Below are 12,049 nucleotides of genomic sequence, written 5' to 3'. Positions count from 1 at the left end.
GCCTGCGCCCCGGAATTTTCGGGGCGCAGGACCAAGACCCCGGAGCGGCGCATGACCCCTGACGAGATTTCCAAACTGCCCTATCGCCCCTGTGTCGGGGTGGTTCTGGTCAACCCTGCCGGTCAGGTTTTCGTCGGTCAGCGGATCGACAGCCCTGTGGCCGCATGGCAGATGCCCCAGGGCGGAATCGACAACGGCGAAGACCCGCGCACGGCGGCCCTGCGCGAATTGCGTGAAGAAACCGGCGTGACCCCGGATCTGGTGCGGATCGAGGCGGAAACCGATGGTTGGATCGCCTATGACCTGCCCGCCGATCTGGTGGGCAAGGTGTGGAAAGGCCGGTATCGCGGGCAGGAACAGCGGTGGTTCCTGATGCGGTTTCTGGGCGATGATGACCGGATCGACATCACCCAACCCCCGACCGAGTTTTCCGCGTGGCGCTGGCTGCCCAAGGATCAGCTGGTTGACCAGATCGTGCCGTTCAAACGCGCGGTCTATGCGCAGGTCATGGATGCCTTCGGGGCGCGAATTTGATGCGTGGTCTGGTCTTGGTTCTTGCCCTTGCGGTGTCCGGGACGCAGGCAACCGCGCTGTCCTGTCGCGCCGTCGCACCGCGCGACAGTTTCACCAGCGCGGCAGAGGCGGAAGAAACATTTATCGTGGTCCATGGGCGTTTTGCCTTTGATCCCGGCCAATTGCCCCAGAGCCATAGTGAACCGCCAGCCCAAGACGCCGCGGTTCCGGCGATGTTCAGTGGAACGGGCCTGACCCGCGACGGATTTACAACGTCACTGGATTTTCCTGTGGTGCTGGATGCCGCCTGTCTTGGGCCATGGTGCGGAGGGCTGACCCCGGATGTGCCGTTGCTGGCGTTTCTTGAACGGCACGGCGATGGGTATCACCTTGAGGTCGGCCCTTGCCCCGGGCGCAGCTTTGCCAGCCCCGCTCAGGCAACATTGGACCAGATGACCAAATGCCTGAACGGCGGCTGTGACGCGCCCGGTTAACCGGGTTTTGTCGCCTGCATCGACGGACGCTGGGAAAAGGTTTCGTACCATGCCGCCAGCGCGTCATTTCCGGTGCGCCATTGCCGGATGTCGTGGCGAAAATCCAGATACCCCAGCGCACAGCCCACCGCGATCTGGCCCATGTCCAGCGGGCCGTTCAGGTGGCTCATCCAACGGGTGCCAAGGGCGGTCAGGGCGCGCGATGCCTTGCCCCATTGCGCCTCGATCCACTCGTCGGATTGTTTGCCTTCCGGGCGCAGGCGGCGTTCATAGGTCATGGCCACGGCGGCATCCATGATCGCGTCGCCTGTTGCCTCAAGGGTCAGGGTATCCCAGATCCGGCTTTCGCGGTACAGTTTGCCCCCGGCGCGCGCATCCAGATAGCGGCAGATCACCCGGCTGTCGTACAGCGCAGGGCCATCGGGGCGGCTGAGCGCGGGAATTTTGCCGGTGGGGTTGTGGGGCAGGATTTCGGGCGCCGAATTCATCGGGGTCGTTGCGACGGTGACCAACTCCACATCGCCGGTCTGGTCGGTTTCGTGAAGCGTGACAACCACCTTGCGCACAAAGGGCGAGGCGGGCGATTGAAAGAGTTGCATATGGCGTCTCCGGGGTTGATTTTCCGCACCCTAGGGCTTGGGCGGCGGGCTGTCCATGAGGGCGGCCAGCAGGGCGGTGTCCTGCCCGATGCCCTGAGCGGCCATCCGTGCGGCGGCCCCCTGACGCGCGCTGTCGGGTTTGTTCTGGCCCAGCTTCCATGTGCTGTCGATGCTGGTGATGGTCAGGCGGCACGGCACGATCTGGCGCATCATCCGCTCCATCACGCCGGGGGTCATCTTGTCGCTGTGCCAAGGGGTTTTGGGCGTCAGCATCTGTTCGAAATGCCCCGAAAGCCGGTTCAGCACATCGCGCAGGCTGTCATCGGGCAGACGCTCCAGCGTGCCGCGCAGATGCACCGCCACATAATTCCACGTCGGCACCTGATCGGGCATGTCATACCAATCGGGTGAGACATAACCATCAGGCCCCTGTACCGCGATCACCGCCTGTTGCGGCGTATCCAGCAGGCGCAGTATCGGGTTTGAACGGACCAGATGCAGATCGGCGATCTGGGCGACCTTATCCAGAAGAAACGGCACATGCGCCAGCAACGGCCCGCCTTCGGCGTTCAGCGCCAGCGTGCCGAACCCGCGTTCACGGGCAAAGGCCGCAGATTGCCCGTCCGGGGTGGCGCGAAAGGCAGGATTGGGGTGCATGGCGGTCTCCTCTGGGCGCAGGGTTAACCGGTTTGCGGCGCCTTATAAAGCGGATGCTTGGCCATGATCGCGGCAAAACGCGGGCTGTTCAGGTGACGGTCCAGCCATGCCGCAAGGCGGGGCCAGGGCTGGGCGTCAAACCAGGGCCGGTCGATCATGGCAAACTGGCGGATGAACGGAAACAGCGCCGCATCTATCAGGGTGTCGCGCGGGCCGCACAGAGCGGGATGGCGGGCAAGACGATCATTCAGTACCATCAGGTGTTCCGACGCGGCCTGACGTGCCTTGCGCGCGTCACTTTCGGGAAAGCGGTCGGCATATTTCGTGCGGTCCAGCGCCCGTTTGAAGGGGCCGTCATTTGTGGCGATCAGTGCGTCATCGTCCGGCGAATGGTCAAGCCAATGCTCGGGGTCGTTTTGTGCCAGCGCCCAGTGCATGATGCCAAGGCTTTCGTCGATCACGCCCTGGTCGGTTTGCAAAACAGGCACCGTTCCCTTGGGCGAGGCGTCCAGCATCGCGGCGGGTTTGTCGCGCAGCAGGATTTCGCGGTGTTCAACCGCAACGCCCGCCACATGCAGCGCCAGACGCGCCCGCATGGCAAAGGGGCAGCGGCGGAACGACCACAGGATCGGCGTCACAACGGCGTTGCGCGAAGCTGAGTCGCGTCATGGCCGATGATCCGCGCAGGAACGATGCCGCCGACGGGCTGATCCCTGTCAAACAGGGTTTCGGTGAATTGCGCGGTGCGCCCCATGCGCGGGGTTTCCATCAACACCGCATGATCAGTGCCATTCTGCGCCGCCAGATGGCGCGCCACCTGAGCGGCCCCGGCGGCGCGCAACAGGGCCGCGCGCGCCTTGATCACCCCGCCGTCCACCGCAGGCATCCGTGCGGCCGGGGTGCCCTGGCGGGCGGAATAGGGAAACACATGCAGCCAAGTCAGATCACATTCGCGCACGAGATCAAGCGAGCCCTGGAACATCTCATCTGTTTCCGTCGGAAACCCGGCAATAATATCGGCCCCGAACACCATGTCCGGGCGCAGGCGGCGCGCCTCTTGGCAGAACCGGATGGCATCGTCGCGCAGGTGCCGCCGTTTCATCCGTTTCAGGATCATGTCGTGGCCGTGTTGCAGCGACAGATGCAGATGGGGCATCAGGCGCGGCTGGGTGGCGATCGCCTCTAACAAATCCTCGTCCACCTCGATGGAATCGATGCTGGAAATCCGCAGGCGGGGCAGATCGGGGATCAGCCGTAGAATACGCATCACCAGATTGCCAAGGCGCGGCGTTCCGGGCAGATCGGCGCCCCAGCTTGTCAGATCAACGCCGGTCAGCACCACCTCGTTATAACCGCGCCCGACCAGACGCCTGATCTGTTCCACCACCACCCCGGCGGGCACAGAGCGCGAATTGCCCCGGCCATAGGGGATGATGCAGAAGGTGCAGCGATGATCACAGCCGTTCTGCACCTGCACATAGGCGCGCGAGCGCGTGCCGAACCCGTCAATCAGATGGCCGGCGGTTTCGGTGACAGACATGATGTCGTCGACCTGCACCTTTTCGGTGCCAAGATCGCTTTCCAAATTCTGCCATGTGCCGGGCTGCATCTTTTCGGTGTTGCCGATCACCCGGTCCACCTCGGGCATCTTTGCAAATGTCTCGGGTTCGGTTTGGGCGGCGCAGCCGGTGACGATCAGGGTCGCGTCCGGGTTTTCACGGCGCAGCTTGCGGATTTCCTGCCGCGCCTTGCGCACGGCCTCGGCGGTGACGGCGCAGGTGTTGACGACAACGGTGTTTTCCACCCCGGCGCTTGCGGTCAATTCGCGCATCGCCTCGGTTTCATAGGTGTTGAGCCGACAGCCCAGCGTGGCAAAGATTGGCGCATTCATGTCAGGTTTTCCAGAAACGCGGGCGTCAGTTCGCCGGTGAACACATGGGCGGTGGGCCCGGTCATCCAGACGCCATCATCGCGCCAGTCGATGTGCAGGGTGCCACCGTCCAGATCAATCCGCGCGCGCCGCCCGGTCAGCCCGCGCCGGGCCGCTGCAACCGCCACCGCGCAAGAGGACGACCCCGACGCCAGCGTCAGGCCAGCCCCCGTTCCCACACCCGCATCCGCAGGTGATCGGGGGCCACCAGATGGGCCACTTGTACGTTCGTACGTTCGGGAAACAGCGGGTGATGTTCATGGCCGGGGCCGAAAGAGGACAGATCGACCGATTCGGCATCATCGACAAAGAACGTGCAATGGGGGTTACCCATGCCGGTTGCCACCGGATCGCCCGCAATCGGCAGGTGCAGCGTATCCATGGCGTGGGCCAGCGGCACATCGCCCCAATCCAGCAGGGGTGCGCCCATATTCACCGAGGTCAGCCCACCACCCGCGTCCGTCGCCTGCAACACACCCCGTTCAGTGCGCAGAGTCAGGTTTGTTGCGCCAGTGTCGTTCATCACATGGCGCGCGATGCACCGGGTGGCATTGCCACAGGCCCCGGCGGTGGACCCGTCGGAATTGAAAAATGTAAGGGCGACATCGGCCGTTTCACTCCGGTCGATCAGGGCCAGTTGATCGAATCCCACGCCGCGATGGCGGTCCCCGATGGCCTGCGCCAGCGCGGCCGTCATCTGTAGCCCGCCGGTGCGGCGGTCGATCACGACAAAATCATTGCCCAGCCCGTGAAACTTCATGAACTGCACGGCGTTTCCTGCTCTCGTGTCCTGCATGGCGGGCATATATCCCGCGCTTTGAACATTTGAAAGGGACACCCCCAATTTTGTCCGGTTTTGCTCTTGACCCCCAAAACCACTACGGGTAGCAAGCGCCGCAGTGGGCCTGTAGCTCAGTTGGTAGAGCAACTGACTTTTAATCAGTAGGTCTCGGGTTCGGATCCCGACGGGCTCACCATTTTATCTTTTGATATTGTGATCAGTCAGACCTTTTGGACTCTGGCGTCACGATTCTGTCCTTTTCAGTCAGAGTTTTGTCCTTTGGGCATTTTTCGGGTTCTGAGGGACGGGAAGCGGCCAATTTTCATTGGATGACATGTGTGCGGCATTGTTGCAGAACTCACTCTTGAGGTGTGAGTTTCCCTTTCCCCACTGACGTCATGCCACACGAAGGATCTCGGCGGTTGCCGCCTGACTGTGAATCGGCATGCGAAATTGCCCCACTTAGGTGGGTTATGAGCGAGTAAAATTGACCCACCTGTTTCGTTAACATCGGCGCTTCAAGTGCGGAGGGAAGAGCAGGTGTTATTGATGGAAAGTGTATCGAAGATCCGTCTGTGGGTGCTGGTTGAAGGGCGCAGTATCCGGTCTGTTGCGCGGGCGACGGGATTATCGCGCAACACGATCAAGAAGTATCTGAAGGATGAGAGCCCGCCGAGCTACCAGCGCCAAGCCCCGCCGGTTCGGCACAAACTGTGCAACGGGTTTGATCTTCGGCTTCAGGAGCTGTTCGAGCAGGACCAGAAGCGACCACGCCGGGAACGGCGAACGGCCGTGAGGCTTTACGAGCAGCTTGTCTCGGAAGGTTATCCTGGTTCCTATTCGCCGGTTCAGCGATTTGTCCGCGATCTGAAGCAGGCCGGTGCCGGTTCGGGCGAGGCTTTTATCCCGCTTTATTTTGCGGCAGGTGACGCGCTGCAATTTGACTGGAGCGAGGAACGGGTTGTCCTGGGCGGTGTCGAGCGATCGGTGAAGGTTGCCCACTTCCGCCTGTGCCATAGTCGCAAGCCCTTTGTCGTCGCCTATCCCGGCGAAGCCCAGGAGATGGTGCTGGATGCCTTTGTGCGGGCGTTGTCCTTCTACGGCGGGGTCCCGCGACGGGGTGAACATCGACCCACCGAAGGTGGCAAACCGTCCGGGGGACGGTTTGAGATGTGAACGGGCGGAGCCCCGGGATTATCGACCCACCGAAGGTGGCAAACCGTCCGGGGGACGGTTTGAGATGTGAACGGGCGGAGCCCCGGGATCATCGACAATCCCAAAACGATGGTGACCTATGTCTCCCGCTCGAAGGACCGGATATTCCATCCGCGGTTCCTCGCGTTGATGAACCACTATGTCATGGAGCCGCCGTCCATTGGGCTTGAACCAATGGCGCCCTTCTGGACGGCCCTGCCCCCCGCGTCGGGCTGGGAGAAGGGTCAGGTCGAGAACCAGGTCCAGTTTTTGCGAGGCCGGTTGTTTGCCCCAATGCCAGCCTTCGATGATCTGGATGGGCTGAACGACTGGTTGCGCCTGCGCTGCGAGGAGCTGGCAAATCGCGCTCATCCTGAACATTCGACCCGCACGGTTGCAGAGGTTTTTGAAGATGAACGCGCCGGGCTGCGCCCCCTGGGGCGGGCTTTTGATGGCTATGTGGAGAAGACGGTGCGTGTCCGCTCCACCTGCCTGGTTCAATATGCCAGCAATCGCTACAGCGTGCCGTCCCGGTTTGCAGGCCAGCATGTCTCCTTGCGCGCCTATGCGGGCCGGATCGTGCTGGTGTCAGGCCAGAATGTCATTGCCGAACACAGGCGCCGCTTCACCCGCAACATCAGCTACTTTGAGCCGTGGCATTATGTTCCTCTGCTGGATCGCAAACCCGGTGCCTTGCGCAACGGGGCGCCCTTCGTGGATTGGCAACTGCCAGATGCCATGCATCGGATCAGGGAACATTACATGGCCGGCAAAGGTGGGGATCGGGAGTTTGTCGATCTGCTTCTGCTGGCCCAGGATCACCGGATCGAGGTCGTCGAGATTGCGTGTGATCTGGCGGTGGAGCAAAACACCCTGCGCCTGCCCGCCATCATCAACCTGATTAACCAGCTGGTCGAGCCGGTCATCACCTCCTTGAGCGAAACATACGTCTATCCACAGCTGACCCTGCGCCCGGAGGCCGATTGTAAGCGCTATGAAACGCTGTGCTCGGCAGAGGGGGCCGTCATATGAACGCTCTCATTGATCAACTGACCGCCCTGAGGCTGCATGGAATGGCAGCTTGCGCACATGATTTGCTGTCCGCGCGCAAGCCGCCCAGTCTGACCACAGCGATAAAGCAACTGATCGACGCAGAAACTGTAGAGCGCCGGGTGCGCTCCATCTATTAGCTGACAGGCGATGCTTTGCATCGCCGAGAGGCCAGTATCAAATGCGCATCGCGAAGTTCCCGCATCACAAGGACTTCGCCACCTTCGATTACGGCGCGGCAGCCGTCACCAAGGCCCGGATCGAGCCCTTCTGCTCGGGCCAGTTTACCGAAGAGGCACACAACCTCATCCTGGTGGGTGGAACCGGAACAGGCAAAACCCACATCGCCATCGCGCTTGGAACCGCCTTGATCAACAACGGCAAAAAGGCCCGCTTCTTCAACGCGGTCGATCTGATCAATGCCCTCCCTCTCATGCATGTAAACATGCACTGCCGGGCAGTGGATCAAGGAACAGGCCGATGGCAACGCCGGGAAGATCATCCGGCAACTGTCGGCCCTGGATTGCGCCATCATCGACGAGTTGGGCTACATCCCCTTCCCGAAATCCGGCGGCGCACTGCTGTTCCACCTGATCAGCAAGCTCTACGAGAAAACCAGCGTCATCATCACCACCAATCTGGAGTTCGGGGAATGGGTCGCTGTCTTCGGCCCCTCTCATCGCTGCAAGCAGCGACTGCCGGGCAGTGGATGCCAAGATGACAACCGCGCTCTTGGATCGCGTCACGCACCACTGTGCCATCATCGAGACCGGCAACACCTCATACCGCTTCGCGCAGAGCAAAAGCCGCAGAGAAGAATAACCGCACCGCAAGCAAAGCCCACAGACGGACTCGCTATATGAGGGCGGCCCGCCTGAGGGCTTTGCCTCCCAATAGGCGGGTCAAAATCAAATGCTGAAACCGGGTCAGTTTTGAACGCTCATTGACAGGGGAGTTCGAGCGGAAGCACGCCCTCGCCATACTTGGGCGCATGAGTGAGCGACCTGAGGCGGCAAATAATCTTTTGAAGCGACTGCGTATGCTTCTGAACTATGCAGTGGAAATTGAGATGATTTCCGTAAACCCCATGGCTGGGATAAAAGGCTACAAATCGAAGGGTGAGGGCTATCACACTTGGACGGAAGCTGAAATTGCGCAATTTTCTGCTAGACACCCACCCGGAACCAAAGCGCACCTTGCGTTGATGCTCTTGCTCTGCACGGGGCAACGCAAGTGTGATGTTGCGCGAATGGGATGGAAGGATGTTTCCGACGGCAGAATTTCGGTCATACAGCAAAAGACGAACACCCCGCTAATGATCCCTTTGGCATCAGAACTCAAAGTTGCAATTGAAGGGGTATCAAAGGATGCGCCTGCATTTGTAGCAACAGAGTACGGCAAACCGTTCTCGGTTGCTGGCTTTGGCAACTGGATGCGGAAGCGATGCGATGAGGCTGGTTTGCCTAAGTGTACATCCCATGGCCTACGTAAGGCATGTTCTGTGCGTTTGGCCGAAGCAGGCTGCACATTGCATGAGATTAAATCTATTACCGGCCACAAATCTGATGCGGAAGTGCGGCGCTACACGCAAAAATCCGACCAAATACGGCTTGCTGACAATGCATTGGACAAGCTTCAACAGACGAATGGAAACACGAAATTTGCTAACCACCCTGACAGGGTTAGCAACCACGAGGATTAACCCAATGAAACACAACAATTTTCGAGTGGAAGTGGCAGCCCGTAGGGGAATCGAACCCCTCTTTCCAGGTTGAAAACCTGGCGTCCTAACCGATAGACGAACGGGCCACTGTCGGTGCGGGCTGTCTAGGGAAACTGTGGAGGAAGGGCAAGTGGAATTCTGCGTAAAAGTACGAAAATATTTCGCATGGAACCAACCGGGCGCGTGAGAGGGCCGGATCACGCCGGTGCGGCGTCATCCAGGCGCAATTGCGCGCGGCTGCGACCGCCCCAATGGTTGATTTCCAGCCGCCCTGTCAGGTGAAACCGTGCTCCGCCGTGACGTTCCAGTGCGCCCCCCAGCGGCCCATCATAAGCCCCGAAACATATGGCATCGATTCGCGGCCCCATGCCATCGCCGAAGGTGATCTTGAGATGGCTGTCCCCCACCCGGCGCGCGGCGTGGATCGCACAATCGGGAAAGGCAAAGCGCGGCGCGGGGGCGCCCATTCCGAACGGCCCCGCCTGTTCGATCTGCCCGATCAACTCGGGCGTTGCGGCGCCCGGCATCAGCACAGCATCCAGTCGCAGGTCCTCGCGCCCGCCCATCCCTGCCCCCTGCCGGGCCAGCAATTCGCCCAGTCGCGCCATGGCCGGTTCCAACTGCGCCCCGGCGACGCTCAGCCCCGCCGCCATGCGATGACCGCCCCCTTTCAGCAGCAACCCCTCACTGGCCACCCGTTGCACCGCCGCGCCCAGATCGACGCCTGACACCGACCGCCCCGAGCCTTTGCCCATCCCGGCCTCATCCAGCCCGATCACCACCGCAGGGCGCCCGAAGGCCTCCTTCAGCCGGGCCGCCACGATCCCGACCACGCCCGGATGCCACCCGGCCCCCGCCGCCCAGACCAGAGGCCCGTCCGCGCCCCGTGCCTCGGCCTGTGCCATGGCGGCGGCGCGCACGGCGGCCTCGATCTCGCGGCGTTCCGTGTTCAGTTGGTCAAGCCTTTCGGCCAACGCGCCGGCCTCGGCGGCATCATCGGTGGCCAGCAGGCGCGCCCCCAGATCCGCGGCCCCGATCCGCCCACCGGCGTTCACCCGTGGGCCAAGCAGGAACCCCAGATGATAGGGCGTGGGCGCCACATCCATCCCTGCCACATCGGCAAGAGCCACCAGCCCCGGGCGCTGCCGTCGCGCCATCACCACCAACCCCTGACGCACCAGCGCCCGATTGACCCCGATCAGCGGCGCCACATCGGCCACCGTGGCCAGCGCCACCAGATCAAGCATTGCCATCAGATCGGGGCCGCTAACGCCATCCCCACGCAACCGGCGGTTCACCTCGACCAGCAACAAAAACACTACACCAGCGGCGCAGAGATGCCCCAGATCACCACTTTCGTCCTGTCGGTTCGGGTTCACCACGGCAACGCAATCCGGCAGAGTTTCCCCACCCAGATGGTGATCCAGAACGATCACCTCGGCCCCCACCGCCGCCGCGATCGGCCCATGGGAAAGTGTCCCGCAATCGACGCATACAATCAGATCATGACGCGCAGCCAGATCCGCCATGGCCTCGTCGTTGGGACCATAGCCTTCGTCGATCCGGTCGGGGATGTACAGCGTCGCCTGCCGCCCCATCTGCCGCAACCAGCACAGCAGCAGAGCCGCCGAAGCCCCGCCATCGACGTCGTAATCGGCGAATACCGCAATGCGTTCGCGCCCGTTCACAGCGGCCAGAAACCGCTCTGCCGCCGCGCCCATGTCGCGCAACCCCATGGGATCGGGCAACAGATCGCGCAATGCCGGCGCCATAAAACCCGCCGCATCGGCAGGGGCCACACCGCGCCGGGCCAAAACCGCCGCAAGAGCCGCAGGCAGGCCGGTTTCCTGCGCCATCGCCTCGGCCAGACGCGCTGTGTCCACCGAAGGGCCAACCCAGCGCCGCCCGGTCAGCGAGACCTCAACCCCGAGAAAGGCATCCATATCCTGTGTCATCCCGCACCCCTAGCGGATCACCCCGACAAACAAAAGGCCGCCACATTCCGCAATGCGCCGGCCCCTCTTTTTACTGATAAAAATACTCTCGCGCCGAAGGCGTCCGGCGCCAGCCCCTACCGGGTCGGGTTGCGATAGGTCATCCGCCGCACCGATCCGGTTTTCGACCGCATCAGAATTGTTTCGGTGGTCAGGAACCCCGGCTCGCGCTTGATGCCGGCCACGACTGATCCGTCGGTCACCCCGGTGGCGGCAAAAATGACGTCGCCGCTTACCAGATCGTTCAGGGTATAAACCCGGTCGAAATTGGTGATCCCGGCCTTTTTCGCGCGGCCTCGCTCGTCATCATTGCGGAACAACAGCTTGCCATAGATTTGCCCGCCCATGCATTTGAGCGCGGCGGCAGCCAGCACGCCCTCGGGGGCGCCGCCCGATCCCATATACATGTCGATTCCGGTCTTTTCGGCCTCGGCGCAATGGATGATCCCTGCCACGTCACCATCGGTGATCAGGCGGATCGCCGCCCCGGTGGTGCGCAATTCGGCGATCATGTCCTCGTGGCGTTCACGCTCCAGAACGCAGACGGTGATGTCCTCGGTGCTGCATCCCTTGGCGGCGGCCAGCGCGCTCACCCGCTGACTGGGGCTCATGTCCATGGTGACGACGCCGCGCTTGAACCCGGGGCCGACGGCCAGTTTTTCCATGTAAACGTCGGGCGCGTGCAACATTGATCCCCGTGGCCCCATGGCAATCACGGTCAGGGCATTGGGCATGTCCTTGGCCGTCAGGGTGGTGCCTTCCAGCGGGTCCAGCGCGATGTCAACGGCAGGGCCGCTGCCGGTGCCCACCTCTTCACCGATGAACAGCATCGGCGCCTCGTCGCGTTCGCCTTCACCGATGACGACCACGCCGGCGATGTCCAGTTTGTTCAACTGGTCGCGCATGGCGTTGACCGCCGCCTGATCCGCCGCCTTTTCATCGCCCCGCCCGATCAACCGGGCCGAGGCAAGCGCCGCCGCTTCCGATACCCGGGCCAGGCCAAGAGAAAGCATACGGTCGTGAAATTCGGAGATCTCGGGCATCGGAAATTCCTTGTGTGATGGCAATGAGCGATGCCTAGAGGGCGTAATGTGTGACACCGGGTCTGGCAAGG

Annotated in this window: 10 protein-coding genes, 2 tRNA genes and 3 pseudogenes; 7 read left to right on the top strand and 8 right to left on the bottom strand. The window is 62.0% G+C overall.

Annotation, left to right across the window (positions count from 1 at the left end):
• Positions 1-51 precede the first annotated feature (51 nt).
• Together AC0L7P_RS00690 and AC0L7P_RS00685 are read left to right on the top strand one after the other, a co-directional pair.
• Positions 52-534, top strand: coding sequence for an RNA pyrophosphohydrolase (locus AC0L7P_RS00690; RefSeq protein ID WP_473434052.1), 483 nt, complete (start codon positions 52-54; stop codon positions 532-534).
• Entirely contained in the window at positions 534-1,007 is a 474-nt protein-coding gene (locus AC0L7P_RS00685; RefSeq protein ID WP_473434051.1) for a hypothetical protein, read from the top strand. Before AC0L7P_RS00690 ends, AC0L7P_RS00685 begins: the two co-directional genes overlap by 1 nt.
• On the opposite strand, the gene AC0L7P_RS00680 is transcribed toward AC0L7P_RS00685, so the two are convergent.
• The 5 genes and pseudogenes from AC0L7P_RS00680 to dapF form a co-directional block, all read right to left on the bottom strand.
• On the bottom strand, positions 1,004-1,606 hold the full coding sequence (locus tag AC0L7P_RS00680; RefSeq protein ID WP_473434050.1) for a glutathione S-transferase: 603 nt from the start codon (positions 1,604-1,606) through the stop codon (positions 1,004-1,006). The two genes, AC0L7P_RS00685 and AC0L7P_RS00680, sit on opposite strands and share 4 nt — an antisense overlap.
• Before the next feature lie 30 nt (positions 1,607-1,636).
• Positions 1,637-2,263 carry an FMN-binding negative transcriptional regulator gene (locus tag AC0L7P_RS00675; protein WP_473434049.1) on the bottom strand — a complete coding sequence of 209 codons (627 nt, stop codon included), beginning with the start codon at positions 2,261-2,263 and terminating at the stop codon, positions 1,637-1,639.
• Between the two features lie 23 nt (positions 2,264-2,286).
• Positions 2,287-2,901 (bottom strand): glutathione S-transferase, encoded by a 615-nt coding sequence (locus tag AC0L7P_RS00670; protein WP_473434048.1) that lies wholly within the window; start codon positions 2,899-2,901, stop codon positions 2,287-2,289.
• Positions 2,898-4,154, bottom strand: a complete 1,257-nt coding sequence (gene mtaB / locus AC0L7P_RS00665; protein WP_473434047.1) for a tRNA (N(6)-L-threonylcarbamoyladenosine(37)-C(2))-methylthiotransferase MtaB — start codon at positions 4,152-4,154, stop codon at positions 2,898-2,900. The genes AC0L7P_RS00670 and mtaB overlap by 4 nt, the downstream gene beginning before the upstream one ends.
• Positions 4,151-4,998: pseudogene (gene dapF / locus AC0L7P_RS00660) on the bottom strand (diaminopimelate epimerase). Before dapF ends, mtaB begins: the two are co-directional and overlap by 4 nt.
• Positions 4,999-5,094: 96 nt before the next feature.
• On the opposite strand from dapF, the gene AC0L7P_RS00655 reads away from it, so the two are divergent.
• From AC0L7P_RS00655 to AC0L7P_RS00635, 5 genes and pseudogenes are all read left to right on the top strand, one after another.
• A tRNA-Lys gene (locus AC0L7P_RS00655) sits at positions 5,095-5,170 on the top strand.
• Between the two features lie 353 nt (positions 5,171-5,523).
• Positions 5,524-6,093 (top strand): annotated as a pseudogene (gene istA / locus AC0L7P_RS00650) (IS21 family transposase); the annotation flags it as partial.
• Between the two features lie 123 nt (positions 6,094-6,216).
• Positions 6,217-7,200, top strand: a complete 984-nt coding sequence (locus AC0L7P_RS00645; RefSeq protein ID WP_473434046.1) for a Mu transposase domain-containing protein — start codon at positions 6,217-6,219, stop codon at positions 7,198-7,200.
• Positions 7,197-8,040 (top strand): annotated as a pseudogene (locus AC0L7P_RS00640) (ATP-binding protein). The gene AC0L7P_RS00645 and the pseudogene AC0L7P_RS00640 overlap by 4 nt, the downstream one beginning before the upstream one ends.
• 169 nt (positions 8,041-8,209) lie before the next feature.
• A complete protein-coding gene (locus AC0L7P_RS00635; RefSeq protein WP_473434045.1) occupies positions 8,210-8,920 on the top strand; it encodes a tyrosine-type recombinase/integrase in 711 nt (236 codons plus the stop codon).
• A gap of 32 nt (positions 8,921-8,952) precedes the next feature.
• On the opposite strand, the gene AC0L7P_RS00630 is transcribed toward AC0L7P_RS00635, so the two are convergent.
• The 3 genes from AC0L7P_RS00630 to glpX all read right to left on the bottom strand — a co-directional run bounded on the left by AC0L7P_RS00630 (position 8,953) and on the right by glpX (position 11,978).
• Positions 8,953-9,027 (bottom strand) — tRNA-Glu (locus AC0L7P_RS00630).
• 111 nt (positions 9,028-9,138) lie between these two features.
• On the bottom strand, positions 9,139-10,884 hold the full coding sequence (gene recJ, locus AC0L7P_RS00625) for a single-stranded-DNA-specific exonuclease RecJ (protein WP_473435511.1): 1,746 nt from the start codon (positions 10,882-10,884) through the stop codon (positions 9,139-9,141).
• A gap of 128 nt (positions 10,885-11,012) precedes the next feature.
• Positions 11,013-11,978 (bottom strand): class II fructose-bisphosphatase, encoded by a 966-nt coding sequence (gene glpX, locus AC0L7P_RS00620; protein ID WP_473434044.1) that lies wholly within the window; start codon positions 11,976-11,978, stop codon positions 11,013-11,015.
• Between the last annotated feature and the right edge of the window lie 71 nt (positions 11,979-12,049).

It is taken from the genome of Oceaniglobus sp. K40-3, from assembly GCF_055808395.1.
This window is presented reverse-complemented; position numbering and strand designations above follow the sequence as displayed.